Genomic DNA, 14,175 nt, shown 5'->3' on the forward strand with positions numbered 1-14,175 from the left:
AAGTTGCGGTATACTGGAGGTACGTTCAAGTTAAATTTGACGGGACACTTCTGTTAGAATTCTATTGATATTCCTTAAGTTGAGGAGTCCTACCGCCGTAGGACTCTTCTTAAACGATTTAATATTGACTAAATTATAATAAATTGGTATAGTTAAAGTAACAAAAACAAGCGGACTATAAACGTATAGCAGCCGCTACGGGGAGAGGTTATTGATGGAGTGTCCATGTTGTGGTGCAGACCTTGTTTATCACGATTATTACTATAGAGGGAATATGGCAGGGGGTACGGCTGAAAAGATTGGCGATATCTTCAAATGTCCAAATGCAGAAGAGTTCGAGAATATAGAAGATGCAAAGGATTACATAAAGAAGAACAACATTGAGATTGGCGAAGGAAAAGATTTTGAAACGATAGAAGAAGTTTGTTGTGAAGGTGAATTTTATTATGAAGATGCACAAGGAAATCTAAATGAGGGTTATCCTTGCTAAAATAAGATAGGAGGAATATGGGATGAGTAACGGAAGAGAATTCAGTTTTAGTGAGGAAACATCGCTGAGGTTGGAGATGGATAGAAAATATGAGTACGATAGTATCGAAGCGGAGGTTAACGCAGTACATACGGAGTTTGCTGAAAAGTTTCCAGAAAGTTGGGGAGACATTGTAAAGGAGTCCCATATAAGACGTTTCCCGTTTGTATCTGAAGTTGTTGATTGGGACAGTTATGAAAAAGTAATCCAATTTAAAAATGTAGGTTATATGCATATTGTATGTAAGCTAATTACTCTGAGAACAAGAATTAAAACGTTTTGGGTTTGTAACGCATATCGTGTAACTAAGAGAAGTGGTTATAGCTCTGGTGTAAATAAAGACAAAATTGACCGTAATGAAAAAGAAGACATGTATCGAAAAGCGTTAGAAGATATTATGAAACTCGGAGACGATAAACCTATAAGCCATGCGAAGCAGATAGCAAGACGAGCGATGCAGGATGTTAGCAGTGGTGTGGAAGAAGAGAACAAAAGAGAGCCATTACTTACAATGTCGATTCCGAGCGGTAGTGATGCCGTTAAGGTAGGTACTGCGTATAAAATACTGGCTGAGAAATTTCCTGATGTGTGGGGAGATGTTGCGTTTGCAACACCACTTTATGAGGTGGTACGTATGTATGGTAACGGAACACATAGAGTTAAAGGTTACACAAAAGAGGTAACGTTACTCTCAGGGTTAAAGGTGGAAGTTTCAATATTGAAATTCCCCGGTGAATGGTGGTGTGAAGTACATGAGTCAAAATAATAAGGAAAGTATACAAGAACTTATGGTTAAGATTGCAAACATGAAGTTCCAGTCAAATTCTGATAGGGACTTAGTGTTGCAAACGATAACTAAGCTGCAAGTAAAAGTGGAACATTACAAAGAGAGTTTAGACAGTATAGATACTTGTTTAGGTAGTGATAATCTTGATGAAGTAAGTAAAATCATTAAAGACACGAGAAAAAATAACGAAACTATAAATGAAGATGTGGAGGAGTTTATTCGGACTGTGGACGAATCAACAAGAATAGTGCTTGATGATTGGTGGCTATCAGCTAAAGCGGCACTGAGAGGGTTTATTTATCGCTTCCCAACCTGTTGGGGTAAAAAAGTTCGTATTTACAGGAAGGAAAATACAGAGGACTTAGGGTATATCTTGGAATTAGATAACGGAAGTACAGTAGAAATAAAATTATACTATGTTAGACGAGGATGGCTCTGTAAAGCGTGGTTACGCAAAGCTAACAGCAAAAAAGTAGAGTGGATTTGGTAAAAAGGGAGGGATTTGCCTCTCTTTTTTTAAATAAATGAAGAAATTTTCGAGTTTTGATAAGCGAAGTAGACAGGAAGATAAAAAAGTTCTGTAAAATGGGTTTTATAGAATACGGAAGGTGAGGTGAGGGGTGTAATGAACTCCAATGGATTTGATTACAACCTTGATGACTTTGGTGCGACTCATGGTTTGCTAACACCTGAGGATTTGAATTGGATTGATGCGGCTGCAAACCACCGATTTGAGTCCCTGAGTGATAAGAGGATATCGATGGCAGTTGTGAAGGAACTGAATGATAGGATGTTGGCTAGCGCCAAGGAGTTGCACAAAAGGAAGATGGGGTCGGAAAGCGAGGGGTTGGGTATACTTCCGGAGCTGAAAGAACTCCTTAAGGAAGATAGACCAGTAGAAGATAAGATTCGAGTAACGGCGGTGTACGGTAAGAAAGAGACGTTATTTGAAGTCATGACTAGGTTCTTCGATAGTTTTAAAGAAGAGAGATGGGGCGGGGGAGTCCTAGAGGTGTATGGCGCAAATGTGTTGGGTGCATTTTCTCGATATATTAAAACGGGGGATGGGTCTAAACTGAGAGTGGAGTTTACCTATACGTACGATGGGTGGATGTGCGTAGCCTACGAAAAGGGACAGAGATAACAGTACATCAAATAGAAGGGGGTAATGAAGATGAGGGATTTGCGAAAGAGAGCATCTTTTTTAGAGAGATATACAGTGCCGGACACAGGTATAGCTGCGGGAGTATTGGCGCACATGCACATCTTGGCGAATACAACGTTCCAGTCAGATGGGGATAGAAACAATACGCTGCTAGCACTTATGGACTTTAACGATAAGATGGTAGAGGATGCGAAAACAATAAGCAGGTTAAAGGCAGACAAGGTAGTTGCGGAATCGCCGGAGGGTATGAGAGCGATGTGGGACACTGTCCGAAAGGTTGCAAGAGTTGATGAAGATGTGAGAGTTGTCCATGAGAAGAAGTATAGCCATTGGACAACGTTTGATGCAGTAGTTGAAAAGTTTGTTGAGACCTTCCCTGCTGAGTGGGATGGAGTTATCGGGATGTTTGGGGAACACGATTTGGGGTTCTTTGAACGTTACGTACGGTTAGGGACAAACGAGGTTGTTACAATGTCCGTGAGGTTTACGGAAGACTACTGGGACTGCAAAATCTACAAATAAGAGGTGCAGGAGTATGGTAATTACGGAGTACGAAGAGGAGTTGCTTAAAACGATTCGGAGGTTAGGGTACAATCCGCTGAGTGTACTGGCATCCTTGCAGGAGTTGGCTAAAATCAACAAGGATGTCACAGCAGTACAAGAGCTTGAGGTAGTATTAGCAGGGTTAGAGACACAAATTAGAGGTACGGGTACAGGAGAGGTCTTGTACGAGAAAACGTATCTTGCCCTACCTGCTGTAAATGAAGCCGATAGAGATAGGGTGTTGGAGTTATTCTATGGAAGTTTTCCCAAAATCGGCGGAGGTATAAAGAGTAAAACGGTAGTGTTAACAGAGGATACGTTTTACGAGTGCGCTGCGGAGCTACATAACACCGAAGAGGTTAAAGTAATCGTTCAAAAGGTAGGCAGTGAATGGAAGTGCGTGGCTTATAAAATGCTATAAGGGCGGTGTCTAAATGGGAACGTACAAAACCTATGAGGAAAAGGTAAAGCAGGAGAAGGACAGGCTAAACAGTAGGTTAAAGGGGCTAAAAACATACGAGGACTTGAATGAGTTCCTAAAGGATATGGGCAATTCGGAGTATGGGTTTCGACTCGTTGGGAAGCGAAGAGGGTATGTAGCCTATTCGTTTAGCCATATGTACATGGCGAGGAAACCAAACGGGGAGACGTACATGTTCACCGGGTTAAAGGAGTACGAGAACCGGGTTCATTACTTATATGGGGATGGTGTAAGTGTAGGTCAAGCCTACGTTAAGAACCTGTATAAAGTATTGGAGGTGGACGACTGATGGGGCGTAGGTTCTGGCTAGTGGCAGGTACAATCCTCTCGTGGTCAAAGGATATTATGTATTTGGCGGCGGTTGTAGGTGCTTGGTGTACATACAGTTGGTTTAAAACAACGGATGTGATTATAGAATCAAAAGGATTTCATCATGCACTTACGGAGTATGTTGTGTTCCCTATGGTCGTAGTAGTCCTTGCGATAGCTATAGGGGAGTTGTTACTAATCTGGGTCGATAGGGTTAGGACTATATTATCTCGATTGTAGGGAGGGGAAAGAGGTTGGTTAAACTATCTGGTGTTTGGTTTGAAAGTGTAGATAATGAAGATGCAGGGGCTGTAACGCCTGATGAGTATCCAAAAGTAAAAGTACATGCGTCTTGCGGGTGTTATGTAGGTGCTGCTAAGTGGAAACAGGGTTTACATGACTGGTACAAAGAGCCGGACGAGTGTAACTGGGAGGATGTTGTGTTACTCAATAAAGAAGATTGGGAAGATGGAACGGCTTCTGTGGAGTGTCCGAAGTGCGGGGCAGAACTAACGCAGGATATGGAGCATTTTGAGTTAAGTAACGAGTGAGGGAGGGTTTAGTGTGGATAGATGGAAGAAAAATATGAGTCTAGCGGAGAACGTTTGTTTAATTGGGTTAGCGGTGATGTTGCTGCTCTATTGTGACTTTATGAGTTCTGATTTTAGTGCGTTCAGTGAAGGGTTGTATGTCTATGTGACTGGTTGGACGGGACTTATAGCGGCTACAGGTGAGTTTGCGTTACTTAGTATGGTGATGGAAATTTGGTTAGAACGTAAGAAGATGTGGTTGTTATGAGCCTTCTGGAGTTTATGAGCAGTCCGTTGTATGCATCCGTATCTTTATTTATAGCAATGTTAAGTTTTTATCTATTTTCTTTTTCGTCAGGTAAACTCGTTGTGACTACGGGTATAGCCTTAGACGATAAAAATAAAGAGGGTTGGTTACAAAGTAAATGGTTTTTCTTTAGTATATTCCTTGTGGCGGTAGGGTTTGGTTACCTGCTGTTGGGTGTGGTTCAGATTTCTTGGGTACTGCTGACTATAGGGAACTAAGAGGGGTGAGTAGGTTGAGCGATGTCCTTTCAATTAATGGGGTAAAATTTGAGGTAAATCAGATTACACATCTTATCGGTACTGGGAAGTGGCAGGATGCTGCAGATGGGGAGGTTTACGATATCCATATGATTAAGTATCCACCAGTGGCGAGCGGAAAACATGTGTATGTTTGGGCAAAAGACGGGTCGAAAACCTTAGAGTATCGGGCGTTTTCAGATGGTAAAATTCTATCTCTGCAGGTTAATGAGGTAAAACATGTTGATTATTAGTTGGAGGTTGTAAATATGGATGGAGACCGTGATAAATATATAGGGTTTGCTGTAAGTGTAATTGCGGCGAATATAGGTTGTGCGTTCTTAGTAGATTTCGGTTATAAACTCATACAGGATGGTGGAGTAGCAAATAAGTTGTTAGGATATGTGTCGGCATCTTCGGCAGCCCTGGTACTGTTATTGCTGTATGGAGGCATCGTTTGGGGCATTGGTGCTAAGGTAGTTAGAGGTGTAAAGAGCCTACGTAAGAGTAAGAAGATGGTGTGAGGATTCGTTTACATCTATATGTATATATTATATAATGTACGTACAACAACAATCGCAGGGCAACGTAAACCTTACGCTAGGGTCTACAGTTACCTATTTAAAATTCAGAGAGTTCCCGGCTCTCTTTTATTTCGGGAATTTATTGACTAAAATATAATAAAGTGGTATAGTAAAGGTAACAAAACGAGGGAGGAATTAAAGATGGGAGTTCGTGTAACAAAAGGTATGAAAGACATGTTCGAGTTGCAAAAGAGAACAGAAGATGAGTTATTAGTATGTAGCGAAGTTGGGCGCTCTGAGGTGTTTGACGAGCGTGTAATGGGTTTGCTAGAGGATATTGGGGAGTGTATGAATAACTGGCAGGGTCATAAATACTACCAGATGACGCAGGAGCCGATTACGGCTGTAAAAGCTACAGAGGTTTGCGAAAACTGCGGGGGTACGGGTTATGAAGATGAAAAACCAGAGAATGGGGTTTGTCAGAACTCGGACTGTAAAGGCGGTCAGGTGTACGAGAATCCGTTGTTAATGGCGTATATCAAGGGGTTATGGCAATGTATAGGACTCTGTCAAGATTTTGGTGTAAGCCCGAACTACGTAGGGGTTATACAAGGCGGGAGTGTAAAAACGCAGTTCTTTATGGCGTATGAGTGGACGTTACGTGCAAAACGAGAACCTTCTATGGAATCCTTTGATTATCTACTAGCAGTATATATGGGGTTAGGTGATATGTTAGGGTTCGATTTCGATTTTATTGTACGAGAATTTTTAGATAAAACAGAGTAAAATAAGGTATATAAACGGGAGGAGAATACATATGAAAATCGATTTTATGATACATATGCAAGAGATGGTAGATGCAGAGGAGTTTAGTGTTAGAGGTGTAACTAGGGAAGAAACAAGGGAGTATAGGTTATTGAACTTTGTTTCCTGCCTTACGGAATGTATGAACATTTGGGGGCAGTTTAAATACCCACATGATGAGGTAGAGTCCTTAAATGTGGGCAACAAGCAGAGCAAACAGTTCCTAGAGTCGTATGTCGAGGGGTTAGGTTACATACTAAGTGTTTGTAAGGATGACGAAGTTGAGGGCGAAAACGTAAATACAAATAAGGCGTTCACTATAACGAGACAATTCTTCTTATTGTTGCAACAAGTAGAAAAGGTACGTGAAGAACAAGATGGGTACACAACTCGTTGGCTTCTAGACATGTACGTAGGATTAGGTGAGCTTGCAGGGTATACGTTAGAAGAGATTGAAGAGGCATTTTCAACGTATACAATCGATAAGGCTGATGTGTTACGAAGAGAAGGTTGAGTTTCGCCTTCTCTTTCTTCTAAATAATTGTTGACTAAAATATAATAAACTGGTATAGTAAAGACAGATAAGAAAAACAAAGGAGTTGTAGGGGATGGTTAAAATGACACCGCCACTAGGAATCAAAGGGTATGTGGTACGGGTAACAAAGAAAAAGTTAAAAGAGTTGGTGGAAGGTAAGCAAGACCATTGGATTCATATGTCATCCCCTGCATTCTTTATGGAAGATACGGGGACGTATCGATGCCATACGGATGAAAGATTCGATGGAGTTACATATGAAGAAGCGTGGAAATTGATTAAGCAATATGGAATTACAAGCGCAAGGATTTGCTACCAAGACGTAGCGTAACCAAAACTACATACTAAGGAGAATGATGAAAATGTTCAACTATAAAAAGGTATTTAAAACAATTAGCGGGTTAGTAATTGCAGGGTCTATTTTAGCGGGCTGTACGGCGCAACAAGGCGATGCAAAAGCAAAACAAGTAAATGGCAGCAACGGCGAGAAAGTCGCTCAGGTGGTCGAAATACCGTCTGACAAGTATCCAGAAACGGCACAGCATGTTAAAGAGGCAATTAAAGAAGGGCATACGGATATTTGTACAATCGACCGTGGAGGTGCGGCTGACCGTCGTAAGCAGTCACTAGCAGGGATTAAAACGGTTAAAGGTAAAGACCGAGACGAGTTTCCGATGGCGATGTGTAAAGAAGGCGGAAAAGGCGCTCACGTTAAGTTAATTGACCCGTCTGATAACCGTGGGGCAGGTTCTTACGTAGGGAACAAACTTGATAAGTTATCCGATGGTACAAAGGTGAGAATTACAGTAAAATAAAAACAGGAAGTACATAGGAGGGTTTCACATGGCGACAAAAGAAGAATTTTTCGCAGTAGTTAGGGAAAAGAAAGAGTTAGAACAGGTACTTGAAGGCGCAGAAAAAGAGTATTACGAGAATACATACTGGGAAGCGCCACAGCATGTTATTGAAGAAGAGTATCAGAAACTTGAACAATTCCGTAAAGATATTCAAACAAAGCGTGAAAAGTTAGAAGAACTAAGAAAAACATTTACTCGTGATGAGTTACGTGCAATGTTTAAAGAGTTTTACGGATATGGGGAATCGAACTGATTCCCTGTTTTTATATCAGGAGGTTGTTATGAACAAGGAAGATATAACAGGGTTGGTTAGGGTTTGGGCAATTAATTTACTTGCGTTCTTAATCTGCGTTATAGCATATACGATAGTAAAGCAACTATGGGTACTTAGTTTAGCGGTTACATTGATTATTGCACCTTTGTTGGTTACGGTATATGTGTGGTTGAATAGGAGATAGGAGAGGGAATAGAGATGTCAAAAATAGAAATTCCAGAAGTGTGTCCCTACTGCGGGAATGGGGTCGTATTTACTTCGGCGGAGGAGTTATATCGTCAAAAGAAATACGCAAACATAAAAATATACTTGTGTCGTAACTGTACGGCGAGCGTAGGGGTACACAAGGGGACAAACAGACCTTTAGGGGTTATGGCAACAAAAGAGATGAAAGTGCTGAAACGGGCGTGTCACGACCTGTTTGACGTTACGTGGAAAAGTGGGATATTACATAGGAACACAGCGTATGGGAGATTATCGGACTTATTAGGGATTCCAAGAGCGGAGTGCCATATCGGGTACTTCAAAACAGATATGTTGTTAAAGACATTGGAAATCTTGGCGAACCCTGATTGGTACAAGAAGAGTGCGTAAATAAAGGAGGGGTTTTAGGATGGAAAATACAGTGCGAGAGAGAAAGACGGACATCGCATTCTTCGGGTTTATAGGTAGTGTAGTATTGTTGTTTACCAGTTTCTTTTTACTAAGCTATAAAGTAATGTTGGTTAGTTTTGTAATTATGATAGGTAGTTTGGGGTTAAACGTATACAATCGGTTTATAAGCATCGGGAGCAGCCTTAGCACTATGTTAGAGGAACATAATAAAGATATTGATAACGCCGAGGGGCGTGTAAAGAAAGGTACGTATTTCATGGTAATTCCGATGTTAGGTGTCGGTGTGGTTATGCTAGGGATGTTAATGTTAGCGTTAGTATATAAGGCGTTCTAAAAAGGGGGTGTTTACACTCTCTTTTTTATCGTCTTCTATTGACTAAAATATAATAATATGGTATATTAAAAGGAGAAAATGAGTGCAGGATGGTGAGTGTGTTGAAAGGAATACATAAACGAACGTCCTTTTATGTTTCATATAAACGTAAAGGCAAGTTTGTATACCTAAGTATAGGGAGAAAGTTCTATAAACATGTACCAAAAACAAAAAGGTTGCGTAAGAAAAAGGGTTGGTTTTTCTGCTTTGAGTGTAAGGCTTGGTTTAACAGGTTCTGGGGTTCACATGGGACACTCAGTAACGGTGAGAGGTTATGTAACAGATGCACAACAAAGAGAACAGAAAAGATATTGGCTAATTTGAGAAATAAATAACTATTGACTAAAATATAATAAACTGGTATATTATAAATAACGAAACAAACATCCACTAAGGAGGAAATGTTATGAAATATGGTTTTCAGTATTACGGTGAAGTAGATGAGCTGCAAGTATTTATGGTTAAGAAAAATGATGAACGTGGATTTAGCCGTGAGGGTGTTGATGTAATGCACTTGTACTACACGTTAGACCAAGAGGGTACTATTGAAAAGATATGGCATGGTAGTCCGTTAGTGGGTAAATGTAATGCGACAACAATTAAAGAAGACAATAAGGTCATCCCGTCAAAAGCAACGCAAGTAACGGTTAGCGAGGCAGAAGGGTTACTAAACAGTTTAAAAGATAACAAGACATACTTAGATGGTGTAGGTAGAGTGGATGCGTTAGATTTTGATATCATTACACATTATCTATTCGAAATTGAGTATAAAAAGGGGCATAAATCCCTTCACTACTACAGTGGAATAGATTTACATGATGCCATAAGGGTAGCGTTGGTGAATAATCCTGCGTTAGTTGGAGTTCGTTTACACGACGGAGATATGACAGGCTATAGAGGGTACTGATTCCAGTACCTTTTCAAATACGGAGGGCGGATAGAATGATTGATTTTAAAAATATATCAGAAGATGAGTTGAGAGAGCTAGAGGAGAAACGTGAACAGCAGTTTAGGGACGTAATGTCTGGGATTTTTGTTGAGAGTCTAACTTCCTCACCTATTCTAAATGAGTTCCGATTTAACTTTGGATATATCTACTTAGGAAACTTCTTAATCGATATGAATACGGGCGCTAAGTTTGAGCTACATCTAAACGATGACAGTACAATACATCTAGCGTTCATCGGTGTTCCGGACGATAAGCGAGAGCAAGGATTGGGAACGAAGATGATGGAGCAGCTAACATACATTGCAGATAAGTACCAATACGCTGTGCAGCTAAATATTGAGCCTAAATTCGGTGTAGGTAAGAAAGTGCTGAAAGGGTTTTATAAGAAGCACGGGTTTAAAGAAACAAGTATGTATAAATACAACGCTGAAATGATACGAAAACCTAAAGAGGGGGAAATGTGATGGATTTACGTACAGGGTGTACAACAAAGAAGGGTGAATGGGTTAGAATTGGGGACATTCTAAGTAGTCCAAATACGCATGATGTGGTCGTGGTTGTAGATATTGAAGGTACTTTGTTTGCTCAGATTAAACACGAGCCATCTATGGCATTTGAATTAGAGTATTTTTTAAGACAACACAGTGATTTAACAATAACGGGAAGTGTTGTTGCTAGAAGTAAGAAGAAAATATTCGAAGACGAGGAGATGTAGGTATGAACGAAAATACGGCAGCGGTACTAATTGTATTTGGGGTATTGGCGCTTACAGGGTTTGTGTTTTACTTAACAAATAGTTGGTTTTCATTAGTCATTCTGTGGGGGTTATCTGTTGCGACAGGTAAAACATCAGAGTGTAACTGCAAATGTGAAGATAACGAAAAAGTGGGGGTTTAATGGCTCTCTTTTTTGTTCCATCTATTGACTAAAATATAATAATTTGGTATAGTAAAGGTATCAAATAAGAGAAACGAGGGGTAAACATGGTGCGAGAAATTAAGTTCCGTGGTAAACCAGTTGGGGATTTAGGAGATACAAAGTGGGTATACGGAAGTGCCATTTTAAACTATGAAGACGAGTTGGCGTATATTGAGGCTCCGGGTCTTGGGACAGTCCCTGTTCAGTGGGGAAAAGTCGGTCAGTTTACTGGGTTAAAGTCTAGAAAGAGCGGAAAAGAGATTTATGAGGATGACTTGGTTGAGGGGATTAATTACGGGTTCAATAACCCTAAGAAGTATATAGGTGTGGTTGAATACAATTACGCAGGGTATACAGTCAAGGAAGTATCTAAACATGGTGGTGTACGAGACGAGTTAAATGTGACCTACGATGTTGTTGGGAATATTCATGATAATCCAGAGTTAGTAGCGTAAACAACAAAAATAAAGGGGATGTTTGCTGTGAGTAAAAAGGTATCGGTTAGTTATAATCAAGCTGCGGATAAGGCGGTTAAAGAGCAAGAGGGTTGGGAAAGTAAAGGGTATTTAGTTACAGATACATATGGGGATGATTTCGATTGTGGAAACGTTTTAGAATTACCAGAGGCAGGAAATGATGTAGAGAAGAGACATGCGGAGCATATGGAGCGCTGCAAAGAAAATGAACAGTGGAGAAACGGGAGATTATAGAGAGTCTAATGGCTCTCTTTTTCTATTGACTAAAATATAATAATATGGTATATTTAAGACAACAACAAACGGGAGGAATGTAAAATGAAAGGTAAGTTAATTGGTCACCAAGTAGATAGTCTTATTACGGTGCAGTACGAGTCAGAAGAGGATAAACTTGCGGGTGTTACCGAGTTCAAGGCTAAGGGGTTTCATGCGCTTGAGCCGTTTGTGAAAGACGGAGTCCATACTGTAAGTTATGCAAAAAAGGAATTTCGCAGCGTAGATGAGGGGGCTGAACTGGAGGGAGAGCCTTTATTTTGGTCGCTGAATGGTTCTTTTGGGACAATGAAGGGGATAAGGGCGTTGATTGAAAAGGAGAGAATAAAGTCCATACAAGAGTTATATGCGTACGGGGAGAGGCATCTAGAGTTGTTACATGAGGACATGGTTAAAGTTAGTCCGTTACCAGTAACAATTAAAAATAAAGAAGATGAAAAGTAAAGGGGTTTTGTAAGATGGTTCGATTTGGGGTAGACATTGACGGGACAGTTACATCCCCGTCTTCCTTTTTACCTGCAATTAATAAGAAGTTCGGGTTGCAGTTAACCTTGCAGGATATAACAGATTACAATTTAGGTAGGTTTGTAGATGTGCCTGAGGATGAATTTTGGGGTTGGTTTGTTGCGAATGAGGTAGGTTTATATAAAGAAGCTGTAGTAGCGGACGGGGCTTTCAAAAGTTTACATACCTGGTCAAAACAAAATGAAATCTTCTTTATTAGTGCCAGAAACGAAAGGTTTTTAGATGTTTCGGAGGATTGGCTGCAGGAGAATGGGTTTATATACAACGGAATCAGGTTAGTGGGTCGAACGTCTAAAGTTGATACGGTTCTGGAGCAAAAAATAGATATATTCTTTGAGGATAAATACAAGACGGCATTAGAAGTCCATGAGGAGTGCGGAATTCCTGTTATTTTGTTCGATACGCCGTATAACCAAGGGTTTACACCTAAGGGAATTGTTCGGGTTAAAAGTTGGCAGGAGGCGGAGTCGTGGGTTGATGGTTACATTTATGGTGGTTTAGGTTCGGTCGTTGGGTAAAAGAGGCACAAGGTAGTAGATACATATACATGTAAAGAGAGGATAGATAGCGATATGGGTACAATAAACACGATTGAGGAGTTAAAAGAAGCAATTAAAGTAAAGAAAGTAGACGGCTTTGCGTACTCCTTCTGTATGGAGAGTCTTCAAGTTAGTAGAAAGGTTTTGTTGGAGTTATTGAATGTTCAAGATGGTTCTGATTTCTACTTAGACGAACAAAACGTAACAAACCGCTTAATTAAAGAGTGGGAGAAGTATGGTTCTATTGTGGTGGCATACGATTTTGATAATACGGTCTACGATTACCACAAAGAGGGACAAACATACGGGTCAGTTATTCAGCTGCTTCATGAGTGTAAAGAAAATGGAGCGTATTTAATGGTCTACACGGCAAGAAAGGATAATGAACTGGCTTTTGTTAAAGAATACTTGGAGCAAAACAACGTACCTTTTGATTCTATTAACGAAACGCCTGATTTTATCCCGTGTAAGGGCGGTAAAAAGCTTTACTATAATATCTTACTAGATGATAGAGCAGGGCTTCCTTCGGCTTACAGAAGCCTTAAAAGTGCTGTACGACATATGCAGAGGGAACAGGAAGAGAGTGTGTAAGCTCTCTTTTTCTTATTTTATTGACTAAAATATAATAAAATGGTATAGTAAAGGTAATAAATTTAGAATATATGGGAGAGATTTAGGTGAAAGGTGAGGCGTTCAAAGCTAAGATTGTAGACTTACTTACGTTTGAGTCTAAAGAAAGGGATTTTTATTACGAGCTTGGGGACTTTTGGATGTTTAGACGTATTTCAAATATTAATCCGGAAGGGTTAGATATATCTGTTGAAAAAGATTTGAAAGTTCGTAGTTATGTGGATGATTATGCACATGATGGTCGTTCACGGGATTTACAGGTGCTTACATACAAAGGGAAACCGTTTGCAATCTTCCAGTACCGAGGCAGGGGTAGTGTGGAGGAAGAAGAGGTATTCAATAAAGAGGTGTACGAGAAATTTAATCGAGACTATTTTAATGAGTATTTATCTAAGGTAGATTTCGGGGATGACATTACCGATATTGAATCGGAGTACGTAGTTACAAACTACAATATGAGTTATTACGGAGTGAAAGGTAACCAAATCTGCTCCTATGAAGGCGATAAGAGTAGGCTATAGTGGCGCGAGCAAATCTACTATAATTAAGAATATAAAGGGAGTGGTTAATGTGAATTCTGCTAAGTTTACAAAAGATTTGATTGTAAAACTGGATGAGTTTATTCATAGTGATGTAGTTGCTGAGAAGCATTTATTTTCGGAGTATGACAAACAGGCGCTTAAAGATGCTGCAGTATATCTTGAGCAGTTAGAGGGTTCTGAAATCAAGTTATTTAAGGTCAGAATGATACTAGAGAGTGCGTGTAAAGTTATTGCCGCTAGAAATAAATACGAGGCAGTTGGTTACTACTTACTTAAGTGCTGTAACGGTTCTGGCTGTATGGACGATGTGGAAGTTGTGGAAGCAGATATGTATGAGAAAATTGAAGTCGAGTGTATTGGAATCCCTAAATATAAAACACTTGAGGAAATTTACAAAGCGTTAGACGTACGTACAGTTCCTTGTGTGGTTATTGGGTTAATAGAAGGGTAGGAG

Annotated in this window: 33 protein-coding genes; all 33 read left to right on the forward strand. The window is 40.1% G+C overall.

From position 1 onward, the window contains the following. The first annotated feature begins 214 nt into the window (after positions 1–214). The 33 genes from ACTFR8_RS24120 to ACTFR8_RS24280 all read left to right on the forward strand — a co-directional run bounded on the left by ACTFR8_RS24120 (position 215) and on the right by ACTFR8_RS24280 (position 14,172). Positions 215–490, forward strand: coding sequence for a hypothetical protein (locus ACTFR8_RS24120; protein WP_221660584.1), 276 nt, complete (start codon positions 215–217; stop codon positions 488–490). Positions 491–512: 22 nt separating this feature from the next. After that, positions 513–1,295, forward strand: coding sequence for a hypothetical protein (locus ACTFR8_RS24125; RefSeq protein ID WP_221660585.1), 783 nt, complete (start codon positions 513–515; stop codon positions 1,293–1,295). After that, a complete protein-coding gene (locus ACTFR8_RS24130; protein ID WP_221660586.1) occupies positions 1,273–1,806 on the forward strand; it encodes a hypothetical protein in 534 nt (177 codons plus the stop codon). Before ACTFR8_RS24125 ends, ACTFR8_RS24130 begins: the two co-directional genes overlap by 23 nt. Positions 1,807–1,941: 135 nt before the next feature. Next, a complete protein-coding gene (locus ACTFR8_RS24135) occupies positions 1,942–2,460 on the forward strand; it encodes a hypothetical protein (protein WP_440028485.1) in 519 nt (172 codons plus the stop codon). A gap of 30 nt (positions 2,461–2,490) precedes the next feature. Beyond that, positions 2,491–3,003 (forward strand): hypothetical protein, encoded by a 513-nt coding sequence (locus ACTFR8_RS24140; RefSeq protein ID WP_221660588.1) that lies wholly within the window; start codon positions 2,491–2,493, stop codon positions 3,001–3,003. A 13-nt stretch (positions 3,004–3,016) separates the two neighbouring features. Continuing rightward, a complete protein-coding gene (locus ACTFR8_RS24145; RefSeq protein WP_221660589.1) occupies positions 3,017–3,445 on the forward strand; it encodes a hypothetical protein in 429 nt (142 codons plus the stop codon). Between the two features lie 13 nt (positions 3,446–3,458). After that, the gene (locus tag ACTFR8_RS24150) at positions 3,459–3,794 is read left to right on the forward strand and encodes a hypothetical protein (protein WP_440028486.1); all 336 of its coding nucleotides are present in this window, start codon (positions 3,459–3,461) and stop codon (positions 3,792–3,794) included. Further along, positions 3,794–4,054, forward strand: coding sequence for a hypothetical protein (locus ACTFR8_RS24155; RefSeq protein ID WP_221660591.1), 261 nt, complete (start codon positions 3,794–3,796; stop codon positions 4,052–4,054). Before ACTFR8_RS24150 ends, ACTFR8_RS24155 begins: the two co-directional genes overlap by 1 nt. 14 nt (positions 4,055–4,068) lie before the next feature. Beyond that, positions 4,069–4,365: a hypothetical protein gene (locus tag ACTFR8_RS24160; protein WP_440028489.1), complete on the forward strand. Its 297-nt coding sequence runs from the start codon at positions 4,069–4,071 to the stop codon at positions 4,363–4,365. 13 nt (positions 4,366–4,378) lie between these two features. Further along, positions 4,379–4,612: a hypothetical protein gene (locus ACTFR8_RS24165; protein ID WP_221660593.1), complete on the forward strand. Its 234-nt coding sequence runs from the start codon at positions 4,379–4,381 to the stop codon at positions 4,610–4,612. A 14-nt stretch (positions 4,613–4,626) separates the two neighbouring features. Continuing rightward, complete coding sequence (locus ACTFR8_RS24170) at positions 4,627–4,869, forward strand: hypothetical protein (protein WP_440028490.1); 243 nt, start codon at positions 4,627–4,629, stop codon at positions 4,867–4,869. A gap of 14 nt (positions 4,870–4,883) precedes the next feature. Next, on the forward strand, positions 4,884–5,141 hold the full coding sequence (locus ACTFR8_RS24175; protein ID WP_221660595.1) for a hypothetical protein: 258 nt from the start codon (positions 4,884–4,886) through the stop codon (positions 5,139–5,141). Between the two features lie 15 nt (positions 5,142–5,156). Beyond that, entirely contained in the window at positions 5,157–5,411 is a 255-nt protein-coding gene (locus ACTFR8_RS24180; RefSeq protein ID WP_440028493.1) for a hypothetical protein, read from the forward strand. 201 nt (positions 5,412–5,612) lie between these two features. Further along, positions 5,613–6,197, forward strand: a complete 585-nt coding sequence (locus ACTFR8_RS24185; RefSeq protein ID WP_221660597.1) for a dUTP diphosphatase — start codon at positions 5,613–5,615, stop codon at positions 6,195–6,197. 31 nt (positions 6,198–6,228) lie between these two features. Continuing rightward, positions 6,229–6,729 carry a dUTP diphosphatase gene (locus ACTFR8_RS24190; protein ID WP_221660598.1) on the forward strand — a complete coding sequence of 167 codons (501 nt, stop codon included), beginning with the start codon at positions 6,229–6,231 and terminating at the stop codon, positions 6,727–6,729. Positions 6,730–6,823: 94 nt separating this feature from the next. After that, positions 6,824–7,081 (forward strand): hypothetical protein, encoded by a 258-nt coding sequence (locus tag ACTFR8_RS24195; protein WP_221660599.1) that lies wholly within the window; start codon positions 6,824–6,826, stop codon positions 7,079–7,081. A gap of 31 nt (positions 7,082–7,112) precedes the next feature. Beyond that, positions 7,113–7,565 (forward strand): NucA/NucB deoxyribonuclease domain-containing protein, encoded by a 453-nt coding sequence (locus tag ACTFR8_RS24200; protein WP_221660600.1) that lies wholly within the window; start codon positions 7,113–7,115, stop codon positions 7,563–7,565. Positions 7,566–7,593: 28 nt separating this feature from the next. Then, entirely contained in the window at positions 7,594–7,860 is a 267-nt protein-coding gene (locus tag ACTFR8_RS24205) for a hypothetical protein (RefSeq protein ID WP_221660601.1), read from the forward strand. A 28-nt stretch (positions 7,861–7,888) separates the two neighbouring features. Then, positions 7,889–8,065 carry a hypothetical protein gene (locus tag ACTFR8_RS24210; RefSeq protein ID WP_221660602.1) on the forward strand — a complete coding sequence of 59 codons (177 nt, stop codon included), beginning with the start codon at positions 7,889–7,891 and terminating at the stop codon, positions 8,063–8,065. A gap of 14 nt (positions 8,066–8,079) precedes the next feature. Further along, complete coding sequence (locus ACTFR8_RS24215; protein WP_221660603.1) at positions 8,080–8,475, forward strand: zinc-finger-containing protein; 396 nt, start codon at positions 8,080–8,082, stop codon at positions 8,473–8,475. Positions 8,476–8,494: 19 nt separating this feature from the next. Next, on the forward strand, positions 8,495–8,830 hold the full coding sequence (locus ACTFR8_RS24220) for a hypothetical protein (protein WP_221660604.1): 336 nt from the start codon (positions 8,495–8,497) through the stop codon (positions 8,828–8,830). A gap of 195 nt (positions 8,831–9,025) precedes the next feature. Then, the gene (locus ACTFR8_RS24225) at positions 9,026–9,193 is read left to right on the forward strand and encodes a hypothetical protein (protein ID WP_221660605.1); all 168 of its coding nucleotides are present in this window, start codon (positions 9,026–9,028) and stop codon (positions 9,191–9,193) included. 82 nt (positions 9,194–9,275) lie between these two features. Further along, positions 9,276–9,776 carry a hypothetical protein gene (locus ACTFR8_RS24230; protein ID WP_440028499.1) on the forward strand — a complete coding sequence of 167 codons (501 nt, stop codon included), beginning with the start codon at positions 9,276–9,278 and terminating at the stop codon, positions 9,774–9,776. 35 nt (positions 9,777–9,811) lie between these two features. Beyond that, on the forward strand, positions 9,812–10,282 hold the full coding sequence (locus tag ACTFR8_RS24235) for a GNAT family N-acetyltransferase (RefSeq protein WP_221660607.1): 471 nt from the start codon (positions 9,812–9,814) through the stop codon (positions 10,280–10,282). Next, on the forward strand, positions 10,279–10,533 hold the full coding sequence (locus ACTFR8_RS24240; protein WP_440028502.1) for a hypothetical protein: 255 nt from the start codon (positions 10,279–10,281) through the stop codon (positions 10,531–10,533). Before ACTFR8_RS24235 ends, ACTFR8_RS24240 begins: the two co-directional genes overlap by 4 nt. A 2-nt stretch (positions 10,534–10,535) precedes the next feature. Next, complete coding sequence (locus ACTFR8_RS24245; RefSeq protein ID WP_221660609.1) at positions 10,536–10,715, forward strand: hypothetical protein; 180 nt, start codon at positions 10,536–10,538, stop codon at positions 10,713–10,715. Between the two features lie 89 nt (positions 10,716–10,804). Further along, on the forward strand, positions 10,805–11,191 hold the full coding sequence (locus tag ACTFR8_RS24250) for a YopX family protein (protein ID WP_221660610.1): 387 nt from the start codon (positions 10,805–10,807) through the stop codon (positions 11,189–11,191). A gap of 27 nt (positions 11,192–11,218) precedes the next feature. Next, positions 11,219–11,446: a hypothetical protein gene (locus ACTFR8_RS24255; RefSeq protein ID WP_221660611.1), complete on the forward strand. Its 228-nt coding sequence runs from the start codon at positions 11,219–11,221 to the stop codon at positions 11,444–11,446. 84 nt (positions 11,447–11,530) lie between these two features. Next, positions 11,531–11,929: a hypothetical protein gene (locus ACTFR8_RS24260; protein WP_221660612.1), complete on the forward strand. Its 399-nt coding sequence runs from the start codon at positions 11,531–11,533 to the stop codon at positions 11,927–11,929. A gap of 14 nt (positions 11,930–11,943) precedes the next feature. Continuing rightward, positions 11,944–12,528 (forward strand): 5' nucleotidase, NT5C type, encoded by a 585-nt coding sequence (locus ACTFR8_RS24265; protein ID WP_221660613.1) that lies wholly within the window; start codon positions 11,944–11,946, stop codon positions 12,526–12,528. Between the two features lie 54 nt (positions 12,529–12,582). Next, positions 12,583–13,140 (forward strand): hypothetical protein, encoded by a 558-nt coding sequence (locus ACTFR8_RS24270; RefSeq protein WP_440028507.1) that lies wholly within the window; start codon positions 12,583–12,585, stop codon positions 13,138–13,140. 86 nt (positions 13,141–13,226) lie between these two features. Then, entirely contained in the window at positions 13,227–13,700 is a 474-nt protein-coding gene (locus ACTFR8_RS24275) for a hypothetical protein (RefSeq protein WP_440028510.1), read from the forward strand. Between the two features lie 49 nt (positions 13,701–13,749). Further along, complete coding sequence (locus ACTFR8_RS24280; RefSeq protein WP_440028513.1) at positions 13,750–14,172, forward strand: hypothetical protein; 423 nt, start codon at positions 13,750–13,752, stop codon at positions 14,170–14,172. Positions 14,173–14,175 lie beyond the last annotated feature (3 nt).

The organism is Bacillus cereus group sp. MYBK15-3 (genome assembly GCF_051916765.1).
GTDB classification, from domain to species: Bacteria; Bacillota; Bacilli; order Bacillales; family Bacillaceae_G; genus Bacillus_A; species Bacillus_A cereus.

Excerpts from the sequence above, each read along its gene's own strand:
- ACTFR8_RS24120 (WP_221660584.1), top strand. The coding sequence starts at position 215 with ATGGAGTGTCCATGTTGTGGTGCAGACCTTGTTTATCACGATTATTAC.
- ACTFR8_RS24125 (WP_221660585.1), top strand. The coding sequence starts at position 513 with ATGAGTAACGGAAGAGAATTCAGTTTTAGTGAGGAAACATCGCTGAGG.
- ACTFR8_RS24135 (WP_440028485.1), top strand. The coding sequence starts at position 1,942 with ATGAACTCCAATGGATTTGATTACAACCTTGATGACTTTGGTGCGACT.
- ACTFR8_RS24140 (WP_221660588.1), top strand. The coding sequence starts at position 2,491 with ATGAGGGATTTGCGAAAGAGAGCATCTTTTTTAGAGAGATATACAGTG.
- ACTFR8_RS24145 (WP_221660589.1), top strand. The coding sequence starts at position 3,017 with ATGGTAATTACGGAGTACGAAGAGGAGTTGCTTAAAACGATTCGGAGG.
- ACTFR8_RS24150 (WP_440028486.1), top strand. The coding sequence starts at position 3,459 with ATGGGAACGTACAAAACCTATGAGGAAAAGGTAAAGCAGGAGAAGGAC.
- ACTFR8_RS24155 (WP_221660591.1), top strand. The coding sequence starts at position 3,794 with ATGGGGCGTAGGTTCTGGCTAGTGGCAGGTACAATCCTCTCGTGGTCA.
- ACTFR8_RS24170 (WP_440028490.1), top strand. The coding sequence starts at position 4,627 with ATGAGCAGTCCGTTGTATGCATCCGTATCTTTATTTATAGCAATGTTA.
- ACTFR8_RS24180 (WP_440028493.1), top strand. The coding sequence starts at position 5,157 with ATGGATGGAGACCGTGATAAATATATAGGGTTTGCTGTAAGTGTAATT.
- ACTFR8_RS24185 (WP_221660597.1), top strand. The coding sequence starts at position 5,613 with ATGGGAGTTCGTGTAACAAAAGGTATGAAAGACATGTTCGAGTTGCAA.
- ACTFR8_RS24190 (WP_221660598.1), top strand. The coding sequence starts at position 6,229 with ATGAAAATCGATTTTATGATACATATGCAAGAGATGGTAGATGCAGAG.
- ACTFR8_RS24195 (WP_221660599.1), top strand. The coding sequence starts at position 6,824 with ATGGTTAAAATGACACCGCCACTAGGAATCAAAGGGTATGTGGTACGG.
- ACTFR8_RS24200 (WP_221660600.1), top strand. The coding sequence starts at position 7,113 with ATGTTCAACTATAAAAAGGTATTTAAAACAATTAGCGGGTTAGTAATT.
- ACTFR8_RS24205 (WP_221660601.1), top strand. The coding sequence starts at position 7,594 with ATGGCGACAAAAGAAGAATTTTTCGCAGTAGTTAGGGAAAAGAAAGAG.
- ACTFR8_RS24210 (WP_221660602.1), top strand. The coding sequence starts at position 7,889 with ATGAACAAGGAAGATATAACAGGGTTGGTTAGGGTTTGGGCAATTAAT.
- ACTFR8_RS24215 (WP_221660603.1), top strand. The coding sequence starts at position 8,080 with ATGTCAAAAATAGAAATTCCAGAAGTGTGTCCCTACTGCGGGAATGGG.
- ACTFR8_RS24220 (WP_221660604.1), top strand. The coding sequence starts at position 8,495 with ATGGAAAATACAGTGCGAGAGAGAAAGACGGACATCGCATTCTTCGGG.
- ACTFR8_RS24225 (WP_221660605.1), top strand. The coding sequence starts at position 9,026 with ATGTACCAAAAACAAAAAGGTTGCGTAAGAAAAAGGGTTGGTTTTTCT.
- ACTFR8_RS24230 (WP_440028499.1), top strand. The coding sequence starts at position 9,276 with ATGAAATATGGTTTTCAGTATTACGGTGAAGTAGATGAGCTGCAAGTA.
- ACTFR8_RS24235 (WP_221660607.1), top strand. The coding sequence starts at position 9,812 with ATGATTGATTTTAAAAATATATCAGAAGATGAGTTGAGAGAGCTAGAG.
- ACTFR8_RS24245 (WP_221660609.1), top strand. The coding sequence starts at position 10,536 with ATGAACGAAAATACGGCAGCGGTACTAATTGTATTTGGGGTATTGGCG.
- ACTFR8_RS24260 (WP_221660612.1), top strand. The coding sequence starts at position 11,531 with ATGAAAGGTAAGTTAATTGGTCACCAAGTAGATAGTCTTATTACGGTG.
- ACTFR8_RS24265 (WP_221660613.1), top strand. The coding sequence starts at position 11,944 with ATGGTTCGATTTGGGGTAGACATTGACGGGACAGTTACATCCCCGTCT.
- ACTFR8_RS24270 (WP_440028507.1), top strand. The coding sequence starts at position 12,583 with ATGGGTACAATAAACACGATTGAGGAGTTAAAAGAAGCAATTAAAGTA.